General features: G+C 42.5%; 24 protein-coding genes. 1 reads left to right on the top strand and 23 read right to left on the bottom strand.

Annotation, left to right across the window (positions count from 1 at the left end):
* Positions 1-34: 34 nt before the first annotated feature.
* From STO1_RS03450 to STO1_RS03385, 14 genes are all read right to left on the bottom strand, one after another.
* A complete protein-coding gene (locus STO1_RS03450; protein ID WP_096421981.1) occupies positions 35-2,194 on the bottom strand; it encodes an O-antigen ligase family protein in 2,160 nt (719 codons plus the stop codon).
* A 21-nt stretch (positions 2,195-2,215) separates the two neighbouring features.
* Positions 2,216-3,184 carry a glycosyltransferase family 2 protein gene (locus STO1_RS03445; RefSeq protein WP_096421979.1) on the bottom strand — a complete coding sequence of 323 codons (969 nt, stop codon included), beginning with the start codon at positions 3,182-3,184 and terminating at the stop codon, positions 2,216-2,218.
* Positions 3,181-4,017 carry a LicD family protein gene (locus tag STO1_RS03440; protein ID WP_007520258.1) on the bottom strand — a complete coding sequence of 279 codons (837 nt, stop codon included), beginning with the start codon at positions 4,015-4,017 and terminating at the stop codon, positions 3,181-3,183. Before STO1_RS03440 ends, STO1_RS03445 begins: the two co-directional genes overlap by 4 nt.
* Positions 4,018-4,162: 145 nt before the next feature.
* Positions 4,163-5,458 carry an LCP family protein gene (locus STO1_RS03435; RefSeq protein ID WP_045617372.1) on the bottom strand — a complete coding sequence of 432 codons (1,296 nt, stop codon included), beginning with the start codon at positions 5,456-5,458 and terminating at the stop codon, positions 4,163-4,165.
* Entirely contained in the window at positions 5,455-6,303 is an 849-nt protein-coding gene (pheA, locus tag STO1_RS03430) for a prephenate dehydratase (protein WP_061588277.1), read from the bottom strand. Before pheA ends, STO1_RS03435 begins: the two co-directional genes overlap by 4 nt.
* Positions 6,300-6,776 carry a shikimate kinase gene (locus tag STO1_RS03425; RefSeq protein ID WP_096421977.1) on the bottom strand — a complete coding sequence of 159 codons (477 nt, stop codon included), beginning with the start codon at positions 6,774-6,776 and terminating at the stop codon, positions 6,300-6,302. Before STO1_RS03425 ends, pheA begins: the two co-directional genes overlap by 4 nt.
* A complete protein-coding gene (gene aroA, locus STO1_RS03420; protein WP_096421975.1) occupies positions 6,769-8,052 on the bottom strand; it encodes a 3-phosphoshikimate 1-carboxyvinyltransferase in 1,284 nt (427 codons plus the stop codon). Before aroA ends, STO1_RS03425 begins: the two co-directional genes overlap by 8 nt.
* Positions 8,053-8,142: 90 nt before the next feature.
* Complete coding sequence (locus STO1_RS03415; RefSeq protein WP_096421973.1) at positions 8,143-8,481, bottom strand: YlbF/YmcA family competence regulator; 339 nt, start codon at positions 8,479-8,481, stop codon at positions 8,143-8,145.
* 10 nt (positions 8,482-8,491) lie between these two features.
* Positions 8,492-9,595: a prephenate dehydrogenase gene (locus tag STO1_RS03410; RefSeq protein ID WP_096421971.1), complete on the bottom strand. Its 1,104-nt coding sequence runs from the start codon at positions 9,593-9,595 to the stop codon at positions 8,492-8,494.
* Between the two features lie 9 nt (positions 9,596-9,604).
* On the bottom strand, positions 9,605-10,771 hold the full coding sequence (gene aroC, locus STO1_RS03405) for a chorismate synthase (RefSeq protein ID WP_096421969.1): 1,167 nt from the start codon (positions 10,769-10,771) through the stop codon (positions 9,605-9,607).
* Positions 10,772-10,780: 9 nt separating this feature from the next.
* Positions 10,781-11,848 carry a 3-dehydroquinate synthase gene (gene aroB / locus STO1_RS03400; protein WP_084918173.1) on the bottom strand — a complete coding sequence of 356 codons (1,068 nt, stop codon included), beginning with the start codon at positions 11,846-11,848 and terminating at the stop codon, positions 10,781-10,783.
* Positions 11,849-11,866: 18 nt separating this feature from the next.
* Positions 11,867-12,721, bottom strand: a complete 855-nt coding sequence (locus tag STO1_RS03395; protein WP_096421967.1) for a shikimate dehydrogenase — start codon at positions 12,719-12,721, stop codon at positions 11,867-11,869.
* Positions 12,711-13,388, bottom strand: a complete 678-nt coding sequence (aroD, locus tag STO1_RS03390) for a type I 3-dehydroquinate dehydratase (RefSeq protein WP_084918169.1) — start codon at positions 13,386-13,388, stop codon at positions 12,711-12,713. Before aroD ends, STO1_RS03395 begins: the two co-directional genes overlap by 11 nt.
* Entirely contained in the window at positions 13,385-14,548 is a 1,164-nt protein-coding gene (locus STO1_RS03385) for a class I SAM-dependent rRNA methyltransferase (protein ID WP_172843640.1), read from the bottom strand. Before STO1_RS03385 ends, aroD begins: the two co-directional genes overlap by 4 nt.
* A gap of 271 nt (positions 14,549-14,819) precedes the next feature.
* Here STO1_RS03385 and STO1_RS03380 point away from each other — a divergent pair, with 271 nt between their 5' ends.
* Complete coding sequence (locus STO1_RS03380) at positions 14,820-16,268, top strand: alpha-amylase (protein ID WP_096421965.1); 1,449 nt, start codon at positions 14,820-14,822, stop codon at positions 16,266-16,268.
* An 87-nt stretch (positions 16,269-16,355) separates the two neighbouring features.
* On the opposite strand, the gene alaS is transcribed toward STO1_RS03380, so the two are convergent.
* The 9 genes from alaS to budA form a co-directional block, all read right to left on the bottom strand.
* Complete coding sequence (alaS, locus tag STO1_RS03375) at positions 16,356-18,974, bottom strand: alanine--tRNA ligase (RefSeq protein ID WP_096421963.1); 2,619 nt, start codon at positions 18,972-18,974, stop codon at positions 16,356-16,358.
* 21 nt (positions 18,975-18,995) lie between these two features.
* Entirely contained in the window at positions 18,996-19,481 is a 486-nt protein-coding gene (locus tag STO1_RS03370) for an LURP-one-related/scramblase family protein (protein ID WP_096421961.1), read from the bottom strand.
* Between the two features lie 258 nt (positions 19,482-19,739).
* Positions 19,740-20,810 (bottom strand): ABC transporter substrate-binding protein, encoded by a 1,071-nt coding sequence (locus tag STO1_RS03365; protein WP_061588285.1) that lies wholly within the window; start codon positions 20,808-20,810, stop codon positions 19,740-19,742.
* Positions 20,807-21,580, bottom strand: coding sequence for an ABC transporter permease (locus tag STO1_RS03360; protein ID WP_096421959.1), 774 nt, complete (start codon positions 21,578-21,580; stop codon positions 20,807-20,809). Before STO1_RS03360 ends, STO1_RS03365 begins: the two co-directional genes overlap by 4 nt.
* Positions 21,577-22,383, bottom strand: a complete 807-nt coding sequence (locus STO1_RS03355) for an ABC transporter permease (RefSeq protein ID WP_000754120.1) — start codon at positions 22,381-22,383, stop codon at positions 21,577-21,579. Before STO1_RS03355 ends, STO1_RS03360 begins: the two co-directional genes overlap by 4 nt.
* A complete protein-coding gene (locus tag STO1_RS03350) occupies positions 22,364-23,521 on the bottom strand; it encodes an ABC transporter ATP-binding protein (RefSeq protein WP_000742901.1) in 1,158 nt (385 codons plus the stop codon). The genes STO1_RS03355 and STO1_RS03350 overlap by 20 nt, the downstream gene beginning before the upstream one ends.
* A 158-nt stretch (positions 23,522-23,679) precedes the next feature.
* The gene (gene murB, locus STO1_RS03345; RefSeq protein WP_007520288.1) at positions 23,680-24,585 is read right to left on the bottom strand and encodes a UDP-N-acetylmuramate dehydrogenase; all 906 of its coding nucleotides are present in this window, start codon (positions 24,583-24,585) and stop codon (positions 23,680-23,682) included.
* Between the two features lie 109 nt (positions 24,586-24,694).
* A complete protein-coding gene (locus tag STO1_RS03340; protein WP_007520290.1) occupies positions 24,695-25,447 on the bottom strand; it encodes a YhfC family intramembrane metalloprotease in 753 nt (250 codons plus the stop codon).
* A 9-nt stretch (positions 25,448-25,456) separates the two neighbouring features.
* Positions 25,457-26,188 carry an acetolactate decarboxylase gene (gene budA, locus STO1_RS03335; RefSeq protein ID WP_084939135.1) on the bottom strand — a complete coding sequence of 244 codons (732 nt, stop codon included), beginning with the start codon at positions 26,186-26,188 and terminating at the stop codon, positions 25,457-25,459.
* Positions 26,189-26,213: the final 25 nt, after the last annotated feature.

The following is a 26,213-nucleotide window of genomic DNA, read 5'->3' as shown; positions in this document are numbered from 1 at the left end:
CTATATTTTTAAACGTTTCTTAATTTCAATCTCGTCATTTAGACCTTTTAATAATCTTCCACAATTTAAAATCATGATGAGATACTCTTTGTTCAACCGGTGGCAATTGCATATAGTCTCCGTAGTCTGAGGTCAAAATTTCATGATAATTTTTCGGAATGGTAAATTCCTTACCTTCAAATGTTCCAGTAGTAGCTTGTTCCAGCCATTCACGTCTCCACACTGGTTTGTTCATATCTTTGTAGATAAGATAATCCACTTGCTCATAATCTGAGACTTTACGGGATTTTGCAAGCTCTTCAATCTGGGCAACGTATTTGTTCGTATTGGTGAAATAGAAAATAATAACTGACACATAGCGTAGCAGTGAATTCAGTACACTTTTCGTATTAGTAATGCCTTTAAAGGTGTAGCAACTCAATTGACGTTTCTTTATCAGTTTCGTCATCTTGTTTTTAAATTCTACGTCATCCTCGTAGCCATCTACAGGGAAAATATCTACATATATCCCCATATTTGAATCGATGCGAACATCTTCTTCCAACAAGTAGGTATGGTTATCCTGCACTTTCATGAAGGGATAGACATAGTTGAGATTATTTTTATAAGACATGACCTCGTAACGTTCATCAGGGTTAGCGATAAGGTAGTCTTGTAACTTTTCATAATCTTCTCGTAACATGCAGATATCCATGTCATCATCCCAAGGGATAAATCCTTGATGGCGAACAGCACCAATTAGACTTCCATATGTTAAGAAATACTTAACCCCAATTTTCTGACAAACTTCATGAATATACTCCATGATTCCAAGTTCCATCTGTTGAATTTCACTGACATCTGTTACTTCTTGATACCGAATTCCTTCATCCTGTTTGCAGACTACAAGTCCATAGCCAATCGCTAGCCAGAAGATGATATTAATAAAGTTGGTTGAATACATAATCTGACTTTCAAATAATTGACCAAGCAAGATACCGAAGAAAAGGATCATGATCAATTTATCAGTATTTTTCTTGGAAACAATCAAATAAGTTAAAAAGCGCTTGATTACATATCCCAATATAAGAAAGAAGAATGCTAAGCCTAGAACTCCCGAACTGACAAATATGGTCACAAAAATGTTATGGAAATTCCCACCGATAAGGGAGTTTTGAATCTCAAATTTACTGAAATATTCTGTATAGTAATCTGGAACATTTCGTACACCATAACCAAAAATTGGTTTCGTACTTCCCATCTTGATGGCATTTTTCCAGATATAGGTTCTACCACTTGGTGTTGTTTCAATCAGATGGAGCTCACCATTCTTCTTAGCGACAGACGAATCTGTTTCAGCATAGGATTGTCCTTTGTTTAAATCTAAGACAGTCGTAGTTTCAGATGAAATATAGATTGAAGTTACATAGCTTAATCCAATATTAGTTGCAGTAATCAGCAAACCAACAACTATAAAAGTGAGGAATCGTTTAACGATACTTCCTCTAGTAGCAAAGAAACTATAGAGTCCAATCATGAGAAGTAAAGAAAGTAAGGCTCCTCGACTTTGCATCGTAGCGAAGTAAACTAATTGAATCACATTGTTCAGTTTAAGATAAACAGAATACTTACTTCCTTTATGGATCAAATACATAGCCAAAATAATGCTAATGTATGAAAATATCGCACTAGCATTAGGATTAACAATTCCCCACAGACGTCCATTCATGACACCATAGTAATAAGATTGTTCGCCAATCTTAAATAGGATAAGAACTCTACTTACCAATAAACCAAACGCAAAAATTGCTGAAGAAAAAGATACAATTTGAACCGTATAGGCAATCCAGTCAAATAATTTTTTAAGTTGCCCTGATTGCAACATGGTAAATAGTAAAACATAGGTTACCATGAAGAGAATTTCAATCACATTTCCAATCAAATGTCCCGAGCGATTGAAAATAGCAGATAGCAGATGGCTTCCAGCTAATAGTCCAAATAAGGATAGAAATTTACGATCTACTGTGATTTCTTTCCACTTAAACAATAAAGTATAGCAAATATAAAGCACTACAATCGCTGACAATCCCTTATAGAGGGGATTTGCTATCTTATAAACCAGTGAACTCATACTTAAAATCGAAATGAAAACAAATAGATACGCAATCCATAGTTTTGATTTTTCAAAGTATTCATCCATTTTTGAAAAATTCATTTTCAACTCCTTCTCATGATATTAGTTTTTTAATCCAACAATTTTCTTATATAGCCATGGAGAAATGACAAGTGAAAGGATCGCTACCTTGCGAAAAGTAGTGAAATAAGCATCCTTCCATATTTCGCGTCGATGCTGAACAATCCAAGTCCTCAGCTCGGCTTTCTCCTTTTGATACTCTTCACGTGAAGTAAAGATAATTTTATCGTAAACTGTGATGTACGACCAACATTCTCTGTTTATTAATTCGTATTTTAAATTAGGAAAGGCTTGCGAAACTTGAGCGATTATTTGCTGATAAACTTCTATCGTATCAAACACATGCTGATTAACAGATGTTGTTGCACTTCCCTCACGATGATCATAATAATAAACAGGTTTGTCAATAAATACGCTACTGCATCTTGTCTTTAGTAGCAATTCAGTTAAAAATAGGGCATCTTCAGCTAGATGATAATTTGTATTAAACTTTTCATCCGCAAGCAGGTTTCTCTTAAACAGTTTTGCGACTGGAAAAAATGACGTTCTGGTAGTCATCAATAGTTCCTTCATGGTTTCTTCTGTTGACCAGAGTTCTGTTTTTCCAGAATGTGGAGGTATATCAGTTACAATGCCGTTTTTGATATGGTGCAGAGGAGCAATTACAAAGCCTACATTCAACCCTTCAACTGCACTTGCTAAAGTAGCTAGGTAATCCTGGGTAACGAAATCATCGCTATCAATAAAGGTAACCCAAGAACCCGTCGCTAGCTGAATTCCCATATTTCTAGCATTTGAAACACCAGCATTTTCGATATGATAAACCTTGATATTCTCATACTGAGATGCTAAGCGATCACAGATCTGTCCACTGGAATCAGTAGAACCATCGTTGATTAAGATTAACTCAAAATGGGCATAAGTCTGTTGAAGAATCGACTCCACACATCGCTCCAGATAGGCTTCTACATTGTAGACCGGAACGATAACGCTTATTTTTTCTCCCATCATGCTCCATATTCTCCCTTGTATTCTGTATAAGGCTTATCCATATCAGCTATGACAGCATCATGATGCGGTACTTGCTTGTCCGCTGGTGGTGGTGTCATATAGTCCCCAAAAGCAGTTCTGAGATAGGCATCATAACCGACTGGAATGGGCATCTCTGTTCCTTCAAATGGCAAGAAAAGATTATCTTCAAAAGATGCGATCGGGTATTTGTTTCTCATGTAGCCGGGACCTGAGCATAATTCCGTGATTCCATCGCTCTCAGCCAGACCATACTTGGTCATTTCTTTTTCAGCTTTTTTCCAAATGCGATAACGTAGAGATTTTGGAGTTAGGCCGAGTAAGATGCGACTTCCCCATTTCATGATAGCACCATGCTTTTCTGGGATAGTTTGGGCGCAAAAGAGTGAATAAATCAAAGCCCAACGAACCTGTTTCTTACGCTCAGCCGAATTTTTAGGATAATAATCCAAAGGTAAAACATCCAAAGCCAAACCGTGTGGCAAATCCAAATCCTTCTGATAAGGCTTGATACAAGTGGTTTCCTTGTCACGAATGGTGATAAAAAGGTTACGGTCTACAAAATCCTTCTTGCTCTTTGACAAGAAATAGCGCTCATCTGCATAACGGGGCCACAGTTCTGCCAATTTTTCATAGTCCTTGCGGGGCATGAAAAAATCTAAGTCATCATCCCAAGGAATGAAGCCCTTATGACGAAGGGCGCCAATGGCTCCTCCACCACAGAGATAGCATAACAAATCATGTTCTTTACAAAATGCGACGAAGTATTCAGCCATTTCCAGACTACGAGCCTGAATCGCTTTCAAATCACTCATATCTCTCCTCTTCTATCCAATAACGAGTTATATCATTTTATTATACCATAAAAAAGTCTTAAAAATCTATCAGATAGTAAGAAAAACCAAAGCTCAGACCACCATTTCACTAGTGAATCAAACTTTGATTTTCATTTATCGCCTTTTATCTCATTCCCATTTGAGCGAGTTTGGTTTGGTATTTATTTTGATCGACAAGAAGTCCTTGCCCTCCATAAACATCATAAGCATCTACCCAGTCACCAAGTTCTGGTACTGTGAGTCTTTCAATTCCATTTTGAGCACCTTCTAGGACAGATAATCCATTGGTCAACAAAAAGCTATACGGTAGATTGGTTGAAGTCATTCCAAAGACTTTTCCAAGTGCCTCTGATCCTGTAAAGAGCTTGGTTGGATCTTTGATCTGCTCAAGAACGGCTGACATGACTTGTTGTTGTCTCTTGGTACGACCATAGTCCCCTTCATCATCATCACGGAAGCGAGCGTAGTTCAGCAAGGTGGATCCATTCATCTGCTGTTTTCCAACTTTAATGGTTTGGGTTGGTGACTCTGTCTCTGTTGCATGAAGGTCGTCTCCGACTGTAGCTTCTGTCAGAGGTTGACCATTCAATGTTGAAAATTGAGCATCAATTGTTACTCCATCAGGGAAAAGAGTGTCAATAGCTGTTGCAAAGGCCTGGAAGTCAACTAGGGCATAGTACTTGATGTCCAAATCAAAGTTGTCTTTTAGAACCTTGCGGACCATTTCTGCCCCTTTTTGACCTTCTTGTTCCCCAAGTTCATAGGCAACATTTAGTTTGTTATCCGTCTGTTTCTGGCCATTTACAATCTTACTATACCCATCGATATAAACTAAGTTATCACGCATAAAGCTGACTAGCTTAATCTTCTTATCCGAACCACTGACATTGAGAACCATGATTGTGTCTGTACGGGTCTCCGCACTATTTTGACCAATTCGGCCATCTGTCCCCATGATTAGGATATTCACGCCATCTTTGGTATCCTGACCGTTAAAGACTTCTACTTGGGCTGCCTTGGCATCAGCTGGTTTATTGCTTGGATTGGCTGCCGAATGAAAACCTCGAAGAAACATGAAAATCATCCCTGCAGCAAGGCAAGTTATCAATAGCAAGAACCAAGTCAGTATTCGTTTGAAGCGAATTCTTCTTTTTTTCTTTTTGACTTTAGGCAGAGGAGCTACCTTTTCACGTCTCTTAGATCGGCTTCTACTGCCATAAGTCGGAAGATCAATATCTCTACCCCAAGTTTCTTCTTTTTCTTCTTGGTAGAAATGGTGAACTTCAGATTTGGGACCTGTCATTTTTTGCTGGAGATAGTCAAACTCCCTCCGTTCACGGTCGTTGAGGTAATGAATATTTTTGAAGAGATAGTCATAACGTAACTGCTCGTGATGACTTAAAGGATTTTCTTTGCTCATTGACTCTCCTTTTCTATATCAGTTATGGTAAAAATCGGGTAGGTTCCCAGTATCTTGTGCTGGATCCCAATGGCCTCTAGTTCTTGTCTGGCAAAATGAACCAGTTCTTTATCACTATAGTCTACATCGATAATGAAAAAGTATTCTCCCAAGGCTGTTTTAAGGGGACGACTTTCAATCTTTGTTAAGTCAATCCCTCTCCAAGCAAAGGTCGAAAGTGCCTTGTAAAGAGCACCGGGAAGGTTGTCCGGTAAGGTCAAGGCCAAACTCATTTTTTCAGCTTGTGAGTTCAAAGGAATCTTCGGTATCTCTACCCCTAACACCCAAAAACGTGTGAAATTGGCTTCCATTTCCTGAATATCCTCTGCAATCAATTCCAAGCCATATTCTTCAGCTGAACTTCTAGGAGCAATGGCTGCGTATGGCTGGTCTGGATGCTCTGAAATAAAGCGAGCTGCATAGGCGGTACTGGCTGTTACCTCAATTTTGGCCTCTGGATAGTGCACATCGATGAATTTCTTTCCTTGAGCCAGAGCCTGAGGATGGGAAAAGATTTTCTCAATTTTTGACTGACCTGGAACCACCATCAACTGCTGGTGAATGGGTTGAACAATTTCTGCAACTGCTTGGATGCGAGCCTGATGAAAAAGATAGTCCAAACTTTCATGGACACTACCCTCAATAGAATTTTCAACTGGCACTACAGAATAGTCCACCAAGCCCTGTTCATAGGCCTTGATAACATCTGTGATATTGGCAAAAGCCTGCAATTCCTCTTTGGGAAAGGCTGTCTGCACAACATGATGCGAAAAAGATCCCTTGGGACCTAGATAGGCAATTTTCATCTCAGTTCCTCTATAATTTCCTCTGGGCTTAGCTTGGTCACATCCAGAACTTGACTGGCTATTTCCTCATACCAAGCTTGTCTTTCTTGGAAAATAACTGCCAGTTCTTCCTTGCTTTTGTTAAGAAAAAGCGGGCGCTGATTGTCCTTATCAGCTGCGATACGTTGGTAGAGGGTTTCAAAATCTGCTTTTAGGTAGATGTTATCAGGATTGGTTTTGAGCAAGTCACGATTTCTCTGAGAAATGATAACTCCTCCGCCAGTTGACACAACTCGGTCCGTTTTTAGTAAGTCAGCTAGGACTTCTGACTCTACTTGACGAAAGGCCACTTCTCCTTTTTCAGCAAAGAAATCCGCAATGGACATGCCCAAACGTTCCTCGATTAAGGTATCCATATCGATGTAGTCTGAGTCCAATCCTCTAGCGATTATCGACTTGCCTGCCCCCATAAATCCGAGTAATACCTTAGCCATGAATCAAGCTCTCCAAATCATCAAAGAAACTAGGATAGCTGGTATTGATGGCTTCAGCACGGTCAAGTTCCACTTCTCCATCCGCAACCAAGAGGGCTACGATGGCTGTCATCATTCCAATTCGGTGGTCACCAAACGTATTGACTCTAGCGCCATGAAGTCTTGATTTTCCTTTAATAATCATCCCGTCTGCTGTAGGAGTGATATCCGCCCCCATGCTATTTAAGGCATCTGCCACCACTTGAATGCGGTCTGTTTCCTTTACCTTGAGTTCCTCAGCATCCTTAATGACCGTTACACCTTGTGCTTGTGTCGCTAAAAGGGCAATAATGGGCAATTCATCAATCAAACGGGGAATCAAGGATCCACCAATCTCTGTTCCTTTTAAGTCAGAAGACTCGACAGTTAAGGTTGCTGATTTAGCGACCGGATTGATTTCAGTTATTTCTAGTTTTCCACCCATGGCGCGAATGACATCAAGAATCCCTGTGCGTGTTTCATTGATACCAACGTTCTTAAGTTCCACACGAGAATCTGGAACAATTAAACCTGCTACTAGCCAAAATGCTGCACTGGAGATATCTCCTGGAACAACTACCTTTTGTCCGATCAGTTTTTGTGGTCCTTGAACTGTGATTTTTTTGCCATCTACACTTAAATGACCACCAAATTGCTGTAGCATATCTTCGGTGTGGTTGCGAGTACATTCTTTCTCGATAATAACGGACTCCCCCTGAGCCTGCAAGGCTGCAAACATCAAGGCTGACTTGACTTGAGCAGAAGCGATTGGCAACTCATAATGGATAGGTGTAAGGTTTTTCGTCCCTTTTAAGTGAAGAGGGGGCAGGTCTCGCTCAGTTTGCCCTGAAATACTAACGCCCATTTTTTTTAATGGAATCGTCACACGATCCATAGGACGTTTAGAAAGGCTATCATCTCCAAACATCTCTACTTCGAAGTCTGCACCAGCAAGAACACCTGAAATCAGGCGAATCGAGGTGCCAGAGTTTCCCATATCCAAGGCATTTTGTGGCGCTTTTAAGCCATCCATGCCTACACCTTGAATCGTAATCACACCGTCTTTATCTTCTATCTCAACACCAAGGTCACGAAAAACCTGCATAGTCGAGAGCACGTCCTCGCCACGCAAAATATCATAAACCTTGGTCTCACCTTCAGCCAAACTTCCAAAGATAATCGAACGATGGCTGATGGACTTATCACCTGGAACTCGGATACTGCCATGCAAGTGGCGAATGTTTGTTTTTAGTTTCATAGCGGACCTCATACTTGCAATACTATTTCTTATTTTATCACAAAAAAGCCAGAAATTCCTGAAATTTCTGGCTTTTATACAGATAAAATACTATTTCAATAATTCTGAAACAGGTTCAAAGACAATTTTTTCAATGTCTGAAAGGTAAATAGACAATTGTTGCTGTTTAGCAAAGAAATCTGACAAAAAAGCGTTCTCTTGGATTTGCTTACTGAAGGACTGCATCTTTTCTTGGAAAGAAGCATCTGGCATTTGTCCAGTTTGTGCCATGACTTGGATTTCTTGCTGAAAGGCAAGGTAATCTGCAAAAATCTTGCTGGCTTGTTCATCTGCTTGAATGGCCTCTTTTGCCGCCTTGACAGCCTTGTATTCTGGTAATTCGCGTAAGCCGCGACTGAGTTCATTTGCACTATCGTAAATATTTGACATGATCTTCTCCTTATTTAATGACGACTGTGTAGTCCGTATTTTCTGAAATTAAGTGCTCAGCTCGTTCCAGATCCTGAGCATTTTTAAAGGAAATTTGGAGAATCCCGTGAACATCTTCTCGGTTTTCCTCATTGATGTGGATATTGACTAGGGAAGTACCACGTAGCAATTCCAAGATTCGCAAGATAACGTCTTCCTCGTCGGGAACGTCAACATAGAGGTCATAAGAACTGTCCACGCCTCCACGTTTATGAATTTCCATAGCCTGACGTTGCTCACGCGCTTGGTTGAAAAAATTCCAAATCTGCTCTTCTTCCCCCTTGTCAATAGCCTGACCAATCTCATCTAAGCGTTCCTTGAAGTCCTCAATCCGCTCTAGGATGGTCTCGCGATTGGACAAGAGAATAGAGGTCCACATACCTGGTTCACTCTCTGCAATCCGGGTCATATCTCGAAAACCACCCGCCGCAAAGCGCCTTGTCATCTCATGTTCTCGAGCATAGACTGCTGTCTGCTCCATGAGACCTGATGCCAAGATATGGGGAAAATGGCTAATCTGAGAAGTCACTCTATCGTGCTCCTTGGCATCAATTTCAATGAAACGAGCATGGAGACCAGAAAGTAGGTCCTTCATTTCTGAAAGAGTTTCTGGGGTGGTCAAACTCGATGGAGTAAAGATATAGTAGGCATTTTCAAAGAGATTAACATCCGCAGAGGCAGCCCCTGTCTTGTGGCTACCAGCCATGGGATGGGCCCCGACAAAACGAACAGGCTTACCAGCCAAATACTGCTCTGCTGCATCTACAATTGCTGACTTGGTCGAACCAGCATCTGAGATAATGACGCCTTCTTTCAAGTCTATAGTTGCCAACTCCTGGATAAATGCAATGGTCTGCTTGATTGGCAAGGTCAGAATGATGACATCAGCCAGAGGAGCAAAACTGGCAAAATCATCCGTTGCACGGTCAATCATTCCCCGCTCCAAGGCAATGTCTCTCGAAGCCTGACTACGATTGTAACCTAGAATTTCATAATCGGGATGATCGCGCTTGATACCAAGCGCCATCGAGGCACCAATCAAACCGAGACCAGCGATATAGATGGTTTTTGCCATAGAGACTCCTCAATAGTTCTTTGTATACTCACGGTGTTTGGCTACCGCTTCTTTTAATTCCTCTAAGTTATCCGATGAGAATTTTTCAAGAATTTCTTGCGCTAGAACTGTTGCCACAACAGCCTCCATGACAACACCTGCTGCTGGAAGAGCGGTTGGATCGCTTCTCTCCACGGTTGCCTTGTAAGGTTCGTGAGTCTCGATATCCACACTCATCAATGGTTTATAGAGAGTGGGAATGGGTTTCATGACACCTCGAACAACGATGGGTTGCCCATTGGTCATGCCACCTTCAAAACCACCCAGATTATTGGTGCGACGAGTATAGCCGTCTTCTTTAGACCAGAGAATTTCGTCCATGACTTGGCTGCCTTTACGGTAACCCGCCTCAAAACCAAGACCAAATTCCACCCCTTTAAAGGCATTGATAGAGACAACAGCTTGGGCCAGTCTGGCATCCAATTTTCGGTCCCATTGAACATAGGAACCAAGACCGACTGGAACCCCTCCAACAACTGTCTCCACAACTCCACCGATGGTATCACCGTCACGCTTGATTTGGTCAATATAATCCTTGATTTCCTGTTCCCGTTCTTGGTTAACAATAGAAACTTCTGACTGGGCTGCCAGTTTCTTAATCTCTGCGACTGTTAAGTTTTCTGGAACATCGATTTCCTTGCCACCAAAGACAACAACATGGTTGGCGATTTCTATATCCAGTTCAGCTAAGAGACGTTTGGCTACCACCCCAACTGCCACTCGCATGGTGGTTTCACGGGCAGATGAACGCTCTAAAGAATTACGCAAATCATCAAAACGGTACTTAATGCCACCTACCAAGTCGGCATGACCTGGACGAGGATGAGTGATTTTCCGTTTGCTTTTGAGGCGGTCTTCAATGTCCTCTGCAGACATGATATCCAGCCATTTTTGGTGGTCTTTATTGACGACATCCATGGTAATGGGAGCCCCAGTCGTCTTCCCATGGCGAACACCCGAGGTAAAGACAACCTGGTCACTCTCAATCTTCATACGACCACCACGTCCGTATCCACCCTGACGACGTTTCAGATCCTCATTGATGTCCTCTGCTGTCAGAGGAAGTCCAGCAGGAATTCCTTCAATGATAGCTGTCAGACGGGGTCCATGTGATTCTCCCGCAGTTAAATATCTCATAGGCTCTCCTTATTTTACCAAGTAGTCTTTCATCTCTTCCAGAGAAACTGGATGAATGGTCGCCGAACCAAGCTCTGGCACCAAGACCAATTTCAAGGTGTTCCCACGCGCTTTCTTGTCATGAGTCAAAGCCTGATAAAGCTTTTCAACATCCCAGTTTTCATAATCAACTGGCAAGCCAAATTTCTGACACATAGCTGTGATGGACTGGGTTATTCCTTCTGGCATAAGGTCTTTCTCCTCAGCAACCTTAGAAATCTGCACCATCCCCATGGCCACGGCCTCACCATGCATGACTTTGCCATAACCGGTAGTCGCTTCAATAGCATGACCAATAGTGTGCCCAAAATTGAGGTAAAGACGAACACCGTTATCCAACTCATCTTCAACCACCATCTTCCGCTTAACCTGACAAGAATGTTCAATCAAAGTCTCTGCATATTCTAATATGCTCTCAATAGAGCCATCCAGTTCCGTCAAGAGAGCCCACAGTTCCACATCCTCAATCAAACCATACTTGATAACCTCACCCATCCCTTCAATCAGCTCTCTTTTCCCAAGAGTTTCAAGGACAAGTGGATCAATCAGAACCCCATCTGGTTGGGCAAAAGTTCCCACCATATTTTTAGCAAATGGAGTATTGACACCCGTCTTTCCACCGATAGAAGAATCAACCTGGGCAGTCAAACTAGTCGGAATCTGAACAAAGTGAATGCCCCGCATATAGGTAGAGGCTACAAAACCAGCCAGATCCCCAACAACACCACCGCCAAGAGCCACGATCCCATCGCTACGAGTCAGACCTTGCTTGACTAGAAATTCATAAACTTTCTGAACAGTGGTTAAATTTTTTCGTTCTTCGCCTTCTAAAAAGTCAAAAACAGCTACCTGAAAACCAGCATCTTCTAGGCTGAGTTTAACCTTCTCTGCATAGAGAGAAGCTACATGGTTATCTGTCACAATGACTACCTTTTGTGGTTGCCAGAGTTCTCGCAACCATTGACCTGCTTGCGATAGACAACCTTTTTCAATCTGAATATCATAAGGATGATGCGGAATATCGATTCTGATTTTCATAGGTGGGTCTCCTTTTCACTATTTATATTTTTCTGTCAAGGACTGCCAAATCTCTTCAGTCGGCATTTCTTTACCTGTCCACAGTTGAAAAGCTTCAGCAGCTTGATAGAGCAACATTCCAAGGCCATTGATTGCTTGATTTCCCTGACCTTTGGCCCATTTCAAAAATGGTGTTTCAAAGGGTTGGTAAATGATATCTGCCGCCAAGAGAGTTTCTGGTAAGACTATACTTGTCGGAACTGGGGATGACTGGCCATCCATCCCCACACTGGTCGCATTGACGAGCAGGTTTGACTGAGTAATCCGTGCTTGCAGTTCAGAAACATCTTCTAAAGCATACAAGTCCACTTTAAAGCCTGTTTGCTCCTGCAACTTGTCTAGGTAAGGTCTTGTTTTTTCCATGGAAGCTGAACGCACAAAGACTGAAATCTGACTGACGCCATCCAAAATAGCCTGAGCCAAGATTGATTTGGCCGCACCACCTGCGCCCAGAATGGTCATTTTCTTATCCGAGATTGTAAAAGAAGGCAAGCTCTTAAAAAATCCCTTGCCATCTGTATTATATCCAATTAACGTTCCGTCTTGATTAACAACTGTATTGACCGCACCAATCAAACGAGCCTCATCACTCAACTCATCCAGATAAGGAATCACTTGCTCCTTGTAAGGCATAGACAGGTTGATCCCAAACATCTGGTAACGGCGAATATTGGCTACTGTTTCTGCCAAGTCACCCGCTTCAATCTCCCAAGCTACATAGACACCATTGGTAGCTGTCGCCTCAAAGGCCCTATTGTGGATAAAGGGTGAAATAGAGTGTTTAATGGGATTTGCAACAACTGCAGCTAAACGTGTATAGCCATCAACCTTCATCCAAAATCTCCCTAATTTTCTTCATGTTTGATAGAGAAATCTGACCTGGTGCACTCGCTTCATCCAGACTAGCAAATGACCAACTCGAACCCGTCACATCTGAAGTAATGCGTGATACCTTGCCCATTTTCCCCATGGAAATGGTTACGTACTCTTGCTCAGGATTGAGTGTTTTAAATCCTCGTGTGTAGTTCATCAAGTCTAAAACATCTTGCTCCGTGTGGGCCATGACAGATACCTTGACCACTTTTGGAGAGAGACTGGTCAACTCAGACAGGATTTCCATCATGTTTTCAGGTGTCTCCTGGAAATTATGATAGCTCAATACGAGATTTGGAAAATCTAACATTTCCTCAAAAACATCCTTGTAGCTGTAGTACTCAAAATCAATATAGTCTGGTTGATAGAGTTGCGCCACTTCCTTGATGATTTGAACATACTCTTCTGAGGAAAGTTCGATTTCTCCTCCCTCAGCGCGAGTCCGAAGGGTAAAGATAAGTTCGCGTCCTGCAAATTTCTCAAAGATAGCGGGTGCTACCTGTAAAATAGTGTCCTTTGTAAGAAAGTCCGCACGCCACTCAATGATATCGGCATCTTCATACCTAGTGGCATCCAGTTCTTGCGCTTCTTCTAAACTTCTTGGCATTACTGAGACGACTAATTTCATTTACTAACCTTCATACTAATCACCTTGAGGTAATTACTGCTTTCATCTTTTTTATTATAGGCAAAGTCTGCTGGAAGGCCATATTGGTTCAAGACCTGATACCTTCTTCCTGCAAAACCTTTATCAATTTGTTCTGTAAATTTCTGGCGGGAAACATTGGCAGCATTGGTACTGGCAATGATAATGCCTCCCGGATTTAAAATCTCTAGACTCTGGGAAATCAACTTGTGATAGTCCTTAGCTACAGAGAATGTTTGTTTTTTATTGCGGGCAAAGCTCGGCGGATCAAGAACAATCACATCATAGGTCAAGCCTTTTCGCTTGGCATACTTGAAGTACTCAAAGACATCCATGACGATAAAACGATGATTGTCCGTACTGAATCCATTTGCCTGAAAATGAGCCTCTGATAGCTCTCTAGACCGTTTGGCCAAGTCGACAGAAGTTGTCTCACTCGCGCCTCCCATAGCTGCAGCAACTGAAAAGGCAGCCGTATAGGAAAACATATTGAGCAAGGATTTACCCATGGCTAGACCATCCACCAAACTCCCACGAACCTCATGTTGGTCCAGGAAAATACCTGTCATCAAGCCATCATTCATAAAGACTTGATAGAGCACGCCATTCTCAAGAACAGTAAAATAGTCTGGCGCTTCCTCACCATAAACATGGGCAGACTCGTAATCTAGACCTTTAAAACGAATCTTTTCGTACGCTCCCAAGACCTCAGGAAAAACTTCCTTAAAAGCCTTTACTATCAACTTCCGAATCTGGTAAACAAAGGAGTTGTACCACGAAAAGACAGCATAAGCTCCGTAGAGATCAACAGTCAGACCACCAAAACCATCCCCCTCTTGGTTAAAAAGGCGAAAGGCAGTGGTCAAGTCATCTTGATAATAAGGCTTTCTAGCTTCCTTGGCCTTACGAAACAGAGTTTCAAAGAAGGATTGGTTGAAACCAACCTTTTCCTTGCTGACCAACCAGCCAATGCCCTTGTTCTGCTGAGAAAGATAGGCACTCCCTAAAAACTTCCCGTCTTGACTAAGAACTTCTACTGCCTGATCCGTCAGATCAATATCTGTTAAATCACTTGCTTCCAAAAGAACTAGACCCTTAGCTAGCTTTTTTTCAACACGTCTGCTGACCCTAATTCTATTCATAGCTACTATTATAGCAAATTTTATGACAATTCTCAAAAAAGAAACCGCTTATCCATTTTTACTTTAGTTTACTAAGTGCCATTTTTGTAAAAATAAGTTTACTCAATTTATTTTTTCTCCTAAACATTATTTCTCTAGCAATGGGAAGGAAATAGTGTCTTTAAAAATAGACATTTCTAGAAATGAGTATAGAAACTTTGCGCAAACGTTTGCCTAGTTCTGGACTTTATGGTAGAATAAAACACAAGATTGACAAGTAAGAGGAAAAATCATGCAAAATCAGACACTTATGCAATACTTTGAGTGGTATCTACCCCACGACGGCCAACACTGGACGCGACTGACAAATGATGCAGAGCACCTAGCCCATTTGGGAATTAGCCACGTATGGATGCCACCAGCCTTCAAGGCTACAAATGAAAAAGATGTGGGTTACGGGGTATATGACCTATTTGACCTAGGTGAATTTCACCAAAAAGGGACTGTCCGTACCAAGTATGGGGTTAAAGAAGACTATCTTCAAGCCATTCAAGCCCTAAAGGCTCAGGGAATTCGACCTATGGCCGATGTGGTGCTCAATCACAAGGCTGCAGCCGATCACATGGAATCCTTTCAGGTTATTGAAGTGGACCCTGAGGACCGTACCGTTCAACTAAGCGAGCCCTTCACCATCAATGGTTGGACTCACTTTACTTTCGATGGTCGTCAAAATACCTACAATGACTTCCACTGGCACTGGTACCACTTCACAGGTACAGACTACGATGCCAAACGCCGTAAATCTGGCATTTACCTGATCCAAGGGGACAACAAGGGCTGGGCAAACGAGGAATTGGTCGATAATGAAAACGGCAACTACGACTACCTCATGTATGCCGACCTAGACTTTAAGCATCCTGAAGTGATCAAAAATATCTATGACTGGGCTGACTGGTTCATGGAAACGACTGGTATTGCTGGTTTCCGCTTGGATGCCGTCAAACACATTGACTCTTTCTTTATGCGCAATTTCATCCGTGATATGAAGGAAAAATACGGTCAAGATTTCTATGTTTTTGGGGAATTTTGGAACCCAGACAAGGAGGCTAATCTAGACTACCTTGAAAAAACAGAAGAACGCTTTGACCTTGTCGATGTTCGTCTCCACCAGAATCTCTTTGAAGCTAGTCAGGCTGGAGCAAGCTACGACCTTCGTGGCATTTTCACAGATAGCTTGGTTGAACTAAAGCCCGATAAGGCTGTGACCTTTGTCGACAACCATGATACCCAACGAGGTCAAGCCCTTGAGTCTACTGTTGAAGAATGGTTCAAGCCAGCAGCCTATGCCCTTATTCTATTACGCCAAGATGGTCTTCCATGTGTCTTTTACGGAGATTATTACGGCATTTCAGGGCAATATGCCCAAGAAGATTTCAGAGAAGTTCTTGATCGTCTCCTAGCCATCCGAAAAGATTTAGCCTATGGAGAGCAAACAGACTACTTTGATGATGCCAACTGTATCGGTTGGGTTCGTTCAGGTGCTGAAGATCAATCCCCAATCGCGGTCTTGATTTCAAATGACCAAGAAAACAGCAAGTCAATGTTTGTCGGGCAAGAATGGGCTGACCAAACCTTTATTGATCTCCTTGAAAATCATTCAGCACAAGTTACAATCAATGCTGACGGTTATGGAGAATTTCCAGTAGCAGCGGGGTCAGTCAGTGTCTGGACAGCAAAATAAACCTATCAGTTACAAATCAAATCCAGTCGGATTTGGCTTTTTTGTATGCACAAAAAGACCTACCCAAATGGATAGATCTTTATTGTCTTATAATTTACCAGCTACTGCATCCAAGAGTTCTTGGATCTTGGCTTGGTCGCTTCCTCCTGCCATGGCCATGTCTGGTTTACCACCACCACGTCCATCAACGATTGGAGCCAATTCTTTGACAAGGTTTCCTGCATGCACATCTTTTGTCTTGCTTGCAACAAGGATGTTGACCTTGTCACCGATAGCGGCAACTAGGACAAGCACATCAGAGTAGTCTTTTTGTTTCCATTTGTCCGCAAAGGTACGAAGGGCACCTGCATCTGATACAGAAACTTGGCTTGCAATGTAACGGTGGCCGTTTGCTTCTTGAACATTCTTGAAGACATCACCTGCAGCTGCAGCTGCTGCTTTTTCTTTCAACTCTGCATTTTCTTTTTGCAATTGACGGAGTTGTTCTTGAAGACCTTCAACCTTGTGAGGAACCTCCTTGAGTTGAGTTGCTTTCAAAGTTGCTGCGACGGCTTTCAGAGCATCTTCTTGTTCGCGGTAGGCTTCAAAGGCTTCCTTACCAGTCACTGCCAAGATACGGCGAGTTCCTGATCCAATCCCTTCTTCTTTGACAATCTTGAAGAGGCCAATTTCAGAAGTATTGCCAACGTGGGTACCACCACAAAGCTCAACAGAGTAATCACCGATAGTCACAACACGAACTTCTTTACCGTATTTCTCACCAAAGAGGGCCATAGCACCCATTTCTTTAGCAGTGTCAATATCTGTCTCAACAGTTTCTACTGCAATTGCTTCCCAGATTTTCTCATTGACCTGTTGTTCAATGGCACGCAATTCTTCAGGAGTTACTGCTTGGAAGTGTGTGAAGTCAAAGCGAAGGAATTCGACTTCGTTAAGGGATCCTGCTTGTGTCGCATGGTTTCCAAGGATATTGTGAAGGGCTGCATGGAGCAAGTGAGTTGCTGTATGGTTTTTCATGACACGGTGACGACGATTGGTATCGATGGCCAAGGTGTATTCTTGGTTCAAAGCAAGCGGTGCAAGAACTTCAACCGTGTGAAGAGCTTGTCCGTTTGGCGCTTTTTGAACATCTATCACTGTAGCCACAAGGTTCCCTACAGCATCCAAGATTTGACCGTGGTCAGCTACTTGTCCACCCATTTCAGCGTAGAATGGAGTCTCTGCAAAGATGAGAGAGGCAGTTCCTTCTGAAACAGCTTCAACTTCTGCATTGTCCGCTACGATAGCCACCAACTTAGAAGGCAATTGACTAGCATTGTAGTTGAAGACACTTTCCACTGTAATGTTTTGGAGGGTTTCATTTTGCATTCCCATTGAGCCGCCTTTGACAGCTGACGCACGCGCACGTTCTTGCTGCTCTTTCATGGCTGCTTCAAAACCTTCACGGTCTACAGTCATACCAGCTTCTTCAGCGATTTCTTCTGTCAATTCAACTGGGAATCCATATGTGTCGTAGAGTTTGAAGACATCTGAACCAGCGATAACGCTTTGTCCTTTCGCTTTCAAGTCAGCTACAATGGTTTCTGCAAAGTGTTGACCTGAGTGAAGGGTACGAGCAAATGACTCTTCTTCGCTCTTGATGATTTTTTCGATAAAGTCACGTTTTTCAAGCACTTCTGGGTAGTAGCTTTCCATGATTTTTCCAACAGTTGGAACGAGTTTGTATAGGAAAGGCTCGTTGATACCCAATTTTTGACCGTGCATAGAAGCACGACGGAGCAAACGACGAAGAACATAACCACGACCTTCATTTCCTGGAAGGGCACCATCACCAATGGCAAATGAAAGAGAACGAATGTGGTCAGCGATGACCTTGAAGCTCATGTTGTCGCCGCCTTGGTCATAAACCTTACCAGATAATTTCTCAACTTCACGGATAATCGGCATGAAGAGGTCAGTTTCAAAGTTGGTCTTAGCCCCTTGGATAACTGCCACCAAACGCTCCAAACCAGCGCCCGTATCAATATTCTTGTGTGGCAATTCCTTGTACTCACTACGAGGTACAGCTGGATCAGCGTTAAATTGTGACAAAACGATGTTCCAGATTTCGATGTAACGGTCGTTTTCGATATCTTCTGCAAGGAGACGAAGACCGATGTTTTCTGGGTCAAATTCTTCTCCACGGTCAAAGAAGATCTCTGTATCTGGTCCAGAAGGTCCAGCACCAATTTCCCAGAAGTTGTCCTCGATTGGGATCAAGTGACTTGGATCTACACCAACAGCAATCCAACGATTGTATGAATCTTTGTCATCAGGGTAATAGGTCATGTAGAGTTTTTCAGCTGGAAAATCAAACCATTCTGAGCTTGTCAAGAGTTCATAAGCCCAGGTGATAGCTTCATCACGGAAGTAATCCCCAATAGAGAAGTTCCCCAACATTTCAAACATTGTATGGTGGCGAGCCGTTTTTCCGACATTTTCGATGTCGTTGGTACGGATAGCTTTTTGCGCATTGGTGATACGTGGATTTTCAGGTTTGATAGTCCCGTCAAAATATTTCTTAAGGGTTGCTACCCCAGAGTTGATCCACAAAAGAGTTGGGTCGTTTACAGGAACCAAGCTGACTGATGGTTCTACAGAGTGGCCTTTGCTTGCCCAGAAATCTAGCCACATTTGGCGAACTTGAGCACTAGATAGTTGTTTCATAATATCTCCTTATTTACTTGTTTAATTTGATTGGCTTTCCAGCATCTCCACATAGTCAATCGCGACACAGAGGGAAATGACCAGGTCTGCATAAGAGTTTTCATAGACGGTTACGGTGTAAGTCGAGGTTAAATGGAAAATCTCTTTCCGAATCTCGGCAATCACTTGGTCACGATCATCCAGCAATTTGAAATTCAAATCCCAGATATTGCCCTCGATGCGAAGTCCTAGATGATCAAACTCATACTTATCTCGAAAGAAGGTCAACTTCTTACGAATAACGAAATTGGAACCGTTTCGTAACTGGATATTAAAGTGAGGAAGCAAGGTGAAAAATTCTTTACTAATCTCACTGACTTGCTCACCATAGGCGTCATAGATGGTAAAGGTCTTAGGAATTTGGAAGAAAGATCCCTCCACCTGATAGTTTACCACTCCTCTATCATCCTTGATATCGAAGCGTTCGCCTCCAAGACGAAACTTTTGTTTCACGAGAAATGTCTTCATAAACACCTCCAAAAATCAAAAGACAAGCTCACATCACGAAGGGCGAAAAACCGCGGTACCACCTTCATTCAATGAACTTGTCATTCTCATAATCTTATGCAATTGTCTGATTGAGTAGCATGATTTCCTACCTTAGATGGCTCGCAGCACCGCCAATTCTCTGGACTAAGATGGAGAGAAAACCAATTCTCAACTTTCTTATTATATCGTTTTTTGGGTTCTGCGTCAACTGGGAAAGCTGACAAGAAAGCATATCTTCTACTTCCGGTACATTTTAAACTGTAGGAAGAGGTCGCTATATTTGCCTGTCCATTTATGGTCAAACTTCTCATAAACTTCTAGGTTTTTCATGGTATCAGCGTCTGGATAGAAGGACTTGTCTTCTTTGGTCTCCTCTGGGAGCAATTCCTTGGCTGTGTTATTTGGTGTTGCATAGCCGACATATTCCGCATTTTTAAGAGCATTTTCGGGTTTTAGCATAAAGTTGATGAAGGCATAGGCTGCATCTTGGTTTTTCACGGTTTTTGGAATGACTATGTTATCAAACCAGAGATTGCTGGCCTCAGTCGGAACGACATACTTGAGATTAGGATTTTTCTCTAACATCTGACTGGCTTCTCCTGAGAAGGTCACACCAATAGCCGCATTGCTCTGGATCATGTAACCCTTCATCTCATCCGCCACAATGGCCTTGATATTTGGAGTCAATTTGTAGAGCTTATCCACTGTCTCTTCCAACTGCTGAGGATCCTTGGAGTTGAGACTGTAACCAAGTGAGTTAAGCCCGAGTCCCAGCACCTCACGCGCCCCATCAAAGAGCATAATGGAATCCTTGTATTCTGGTTTCCAGAGGTCATCCCAATGCTCGGGCGCCTCATCTATCATGGTTTCATTATAAACAATTCCCAAGGTTCCCCAAAAATAAGGAATGGAGAATTTATTGCCCGGATCAAAAGACTGGTTGAGGAACTCTGGTCCGATATTTTCGATTCCTTCAATTTTTGAATAATCAAGCGGAACCAAGAGGTCTTCGTCCTTCATCTTGTTGATCATGTACTCACTAGGAATGGCAATATCATAGGTCGTTCCACCCTGCTTGATCTTGGTATACATGGCTTCGTTAGAATCAAAGGTCTCATACTGAACTTGGATTCCTGTTTCTTCTGTAAATTGCTCCAATAGTTCTGGATCGATGTAGTCACCCCAGTTGTAAATAACCAATTTCTGACTGTCTCGGCTATTGATTTTACTGTCTAGATGAGTCGCAATCCCCCACAAGACAAGGATAATCGCTACAATTCCTGCTAAAAATGAATAGAGTTTTTTCATGCTTGCTCCTCCTTCTCACGTGAGATAAAGTAATAGCCAACAACTAGGATAATACTAAAGAGAAAGACAAGTGCAGAGAGGGCATTGATTTCTAGGGAAATCCCCTTACGAGCACGAGAGTAAATCTCGACTGAGAGGGTTGAAAAGCCATTTCCTGTGACAAAGAAGGTCACGGCAAAGTCATCTAGCGAATAGGTGAAGGCCATGAAATAACCTGCAATGATAGACGGAGTCAGGTAAGGAAGCATGATTTCTTTAAACATCTGAAATTGACTAGCTCCAAGGTCATAAGCCGCATGAATCATGTCATCATTCATCTCCTTTAGACGAGGTAAGACCATCAAGACCACGATAGGGATGGAAAAGGCCACGTGACTAGATAGAACCGTCAAAAAGCCAAGTGAAAACTTAAGCTGGGTAAAGAGAATCAAGAAGCTGGCACCAATCATAACGTCAGGTGCAACCATGAGGATATTATTGAGTGATAAAAAGGCTTCTTGGTATTTCTTACGAGACTGATAGATATAGATGGCACCGAAAGTCCCAATAATGGTCGCTATCAAGGCTGATAGAAAGGCCAAGAAAAAGGTTTGGATTAGGATTAACATGAGACGGCCATCACCAAACATGGTCTTAAAATGGCTCAAGCTAAAACCAGTAAAACTGTTCATATCATCGCCAGCATTAAATGCATAGCCAATCAAGTAAAAAATTGGCAAATAAAGGATGATAAAGACAAAGGCTAGGTAAAGATTGGCAAATTTTTTCATCGTTCTCTCCTTTCCTTGGTCACCCACATGGTGATGAACATGGTCAGGATGAGGATCACACCAATGGTAGAACCCATACCGTAGTTGTCATTGGTCAGGAAGTTCTGCTCAATAGCCGTTCCCAGCGTGATAACACGGTTCCCACCAATCAAACGTGTCAGCATGAAGAGACTCAAACTTGGGATAAAGACTGATTGGACCCCACTTCTCACTCCATTCATCGATAGAGGGAAGATGACATGGCGGAAGGTTTCCCACTTGGTCGCACCGAGGTCGTAGCTGGCATTGATGAGATTGTTATCCATATCATCCAAGACATTGAAAATCGGCAAAATCATAAAGGGAAGCTCGATGTAGCTTGCGACAAAGATAAAGGAGAAATCAGTAAAGAGCAATTGCTGCGAACCGATTCCGATAAATTCCAAAAATTGGTTAATAGAGCCATTTTGACCAAAAATCCCGATAAAGGCATAGGCCTTAAGGAGCAGATTGATCCAGGTTGGCAAGATAATCAGCATGAGCCAGAGTTGACGGTGCTTGAGACGGGTCAAAAAGAGGGCTGTTGGATAACTGATGAGTAGCGTTACCATGGTCACAATCCCTGCATAGAGCACTGAGTTGAAGCTCATTTTAAGATAGGTCAAGTTTTGTGACGCAAAGTAGGATTTGTAGTTTTCTAAACTAAACTGCCCTTCAATGTTGAAAAAGGATTGTCCAAAAATCAAGACCAAGGGTGCGAGAACAAAGAGGGCAATCCAAAGCATGTAGGGCACTACAAAGAGTTTAGAGGTTGTTTTCTTCATCTCTTTCCTCCTCGATCGCGTTAATCAGACCTGCTTCTTGCTCTTCGATTTCTACGTACTCCTCGATACGAGCATCGAATTCTTCTTCGGTTTCGTTGAGACGCATGATGTGGATATCTTCTGGTTCAAAGTCCAGACCGATTTCCTCACCCACAATGGCCTTACGAGTCGAGTGGATCATCCATTCATTTCCGAGTTCGTCATAGGCGATGATCTCATAGTGAACCCCACGGAAGAGCTGGGTATCAACCTTGACTTGGAGCTTGCCTTCTTCAGGAAGGGTAATGCGCAAGTCCTCTGGACGAATGACAACCTCAACTGGCTCATTTGGCTTCATCCCCCCATCGACCGCTTCAAAGCGTTTGCCGTTAAACTCAACCAAGTAGTCCTCAATCATAGTACCAGGCAAGATATTTGACTCACCGATAAAGGTGGCAACAAAGTGGTTGATTGGCTCATCGTAGATGTCCACTGGTGTTCCAGACTGAACAATCTCGCCATCGTTCATAACGAAAATCCAGTCACTCATAGCAAGGGCTTCTTCCTGATCGTGAGTGACAAAGACAAAGGTAATTCCCAATCGTTGTTGCAGTTCACGCAGTTCGTACTGCATGTCTGTTCGCAATTTCAAGTCCAGCGCTGACAAGGGCTCATCCAGCAAGACCACACGGGGTTGGTTGATAATGGCACGGGCAATGGCCACACGCTGACGTTGTCCTCCAGAAAGTTTACGGATAGAACGTTTCTCATAACCTTCCAACTGAACCATCTTGAGAACTTCCGCTACGCGTTGTTCGATTTCTTTCTTGTCGATCTTACGCAAGCGGAGGGGAAAGGCAACATTTTCAAACACATTCATATGTGGAAACAAGGCATAGGATTGGAAAACCGTATGGACGTCTCGCTTGTTGGTCGGGATATCATTGATCCGTACCCCATCCAGCAAAATATCTCCTGTCGTCGCATCCAGTAAACCTGCAATGATGTTCAAGATGGTTGATTTTCCTGAACCAGATGCGCCTAGTAAGGTATAGAACTTTCCCTCTTCCAACTCAAAGTTAATGTCTTTGAGAACCTTGGTGTTGCTGTCTTCAAAAACTTTAGAGACGTTTTTGAATTCAATAATTGGTTTTTTCAATTGTCATAAATTCCTTCTTTTTCATAAATTAACAGATCAGGGCTCTGTCAAGCCGATACTACCTCTTGCAGGGAGTAAAACCACCTGCATGCATCTTCGCTAACGATAGGCTTTCACCCCCTTTCCATTGACATAGTAGCAGCTTTTCTGCCTAAATTTTACTCTTTCTCACCCAAGATTCGGACTTCCCTCTCAAGGGTGACACCTGAGTGTTCCTTGACTTTTTCAATAACAGATTGGATCAAGTCCTCGTAGTCTTTAGCTGTACCGTCAGCAACATTGACCATGAAACCAGCGTGCTTTTCAGATACTTCAACACCACCGATACGATAGCCTTTCAAACCAGCCTCTGAAATTAATTGACCTGCAAAATGCCCCACTGGACGCTTAAAGACTGAACCGCAAGATGGGTACTCTAGAGGTTGTTTGAGTTCACGAAGGTGAGTCAAGCGATCCATTTCCTGCTTGATAACCTGGTGATTTCCTGGAGATAGGGCAAATTTAGCTGACAAAACAACAGCTCCAGAATCTTGAACAGCTGAATGGCGGTAACCAAAAGCCAATTCCTTGGCAGATAAGGTCTCGATTTCCCCTTCCTTGGTCAAAATTTGACAAGACTGCAAGATATGGGCAATCTCTCCTCCATAGGCACCCGCATTCATAAAGACCGCACCGCCGACGCTTCCGGGAATGCCACAAGCAAACTCAAAACCAGTCAAACTATGACGGAGAGCAATGCGTGTTGTCTCAATCAAATTAGCACCCGCTTCTGCTTCAATAGTGTAACCATCAACTGAAACGTTATTTAGCTTATCGCATAAGATGACAAAACCACGGATTCCACCTTCACGAACGATGATATTGCTGGCATTCCCTAGCACCATCCAAGGAATATTCTCTTGATTGGCAAATTGAACGACACGCGCCATCTCATAGCGATTCCGTGGCAAAACCAGATAATCCGCTCGTCCCCCTACCTTAGTGTAGGTATAGAGCTTCAATGGTTCCTTAAAACGAATATCAATTCCTTCTAATTGTTCTTGTATTTTAGTTACTAATGTCATATCTCTCATCCTTTTGTAAAGTCATTTCATTATACCATTTTTAAAGATTTTTGACGACTGGAAATTTCTGTATCCAATCTTCACATAAAAAAAGAGGTCATCCCTCTTTTTATGATTTTTTCCAAAATGTAGATTTTGTTAGCCAGACAAGAGCTATAAGTTCTGCGAGAAGAATGAACTCAACTAGAAGTGGATTTGTAATCCATCCCACTTGAGATAGAGCTGGAGCTAAGTCAAACAAAGCATGCAAACCATAGGCAGCAACGAGATAGATCCATTTCTTTTGACGGACACTTTGATAGACCCAGACAGTAAGGCTAATTTGGAGAACCAGAGCAAGGACACGCTCAACTCCTAGTAGATAGACCTGCCATGCTGATAGAGACTGAACTGTTTCTAATGTACTCTTTGTAAGAAGATTCGCCGCATCAGAGTTTGAAGATTGTAGGAGTGAAAAGAGGATCAAAAGGCTAATCAAACTTCCCATTCCGAGGTAGAGCATCTCCAAACCTCCATGTCCTAAACCATAAGCCAAAGCATCTCTATCTTCCAACTTTCTCTTTTTCTCCAACCATTTAAAAAAGATAAAACGGGCCGTCTCTTCAAAGAGGGCTGCCATAGCGATCCCATAAAGGACGTATAAGAAAGGATGCTCCTGCGCGAGTAAAATGGTTCCGTCTTTTTGCGGATGAAGTACCAGAAGGTGAACCATCTTCTCTAACACTTGAGAAGAAACAAAAAATGCGATTGCCCCTAAGCCCATCACTGCAAGAGAGATTTTAAACCGTTTTTTGGCATACCAAGTTCCACTTACTAGAATGAGAACCAAAGCAACCATGGTAAGGATAATATGTACTGTCATCTTTTTCTCCTATTCTGACTTATCAATATCTTTCTTCATCTCGTCAACGTTAAATTTCGCAAATAAATACTGGCGATCTTGGACTGGAAAACGTTGGTCCAACTGGTCGACTGCCCCAACCTCGATCATTCCTTCTTTGATAACAAAGTCCATCACATGCCCACCAAAGGTCAAGTCATCTGAGATAAAATGCAAATGGTAGCCTGCAACACTCACCCCATGGAAAATCTCCGGTGTCCAAAATCCAACAATGGTTCCCGATACATTTTCACGGCTATATTCAGGTTGGTGAGTCGCGACATCAGCAAACTTGGTATCAGGTGTGGATTTGGGAATCATCCGTACGTGCATTTGTGAAAATTCGCCATGAATCTTGATGGAACGAAAAAGATTTTCCCCATCATAGTAGGACTCAATTCGCTTTTCCAATTCCTTATCTGTCATCTCAAAACGCTGACGAAAAATCACTTCTGCCTGATGGGGGACCACTGCTGCATAGGGAATAAGAGCATCTGCTGCGACTTCAACGATTTCAGGCATTTGACCAGATCCCTTGGCTTGATATGCCTTGCCATCAAGGACAATCAACTCCCCATCAATCGAATCCAAAGTTCCCAAGCCGAGGTCACCATGTTCCAGCAATTCTCCCACTGTCATGGTTCCGCCATAGAGACCTGCCATTAGGGCACCTAGAGTATTGTATTGAAATAATTTTACTGGTTCCTGCACTTTTCTATCCATTCTCTTTCTTATCTTCTTTTCAATG

Source organism: Streptococcus oralis subsp. tigurinus (genome assembly GCF_002356415.1).
In the GTDB taxonomy this organism is placed as follows: domain Bacteria; phylum Bacillota; class Bacilli; order Lactobacillales; family Streptococcaceae; genus Streptococcus; species Streptococcus oralis_F.
The sequence above is the reverse complement of the archived record's forward strand: the minus strand, read 5'-3'. Positions and strand labels throughout refer to the sequence as shown.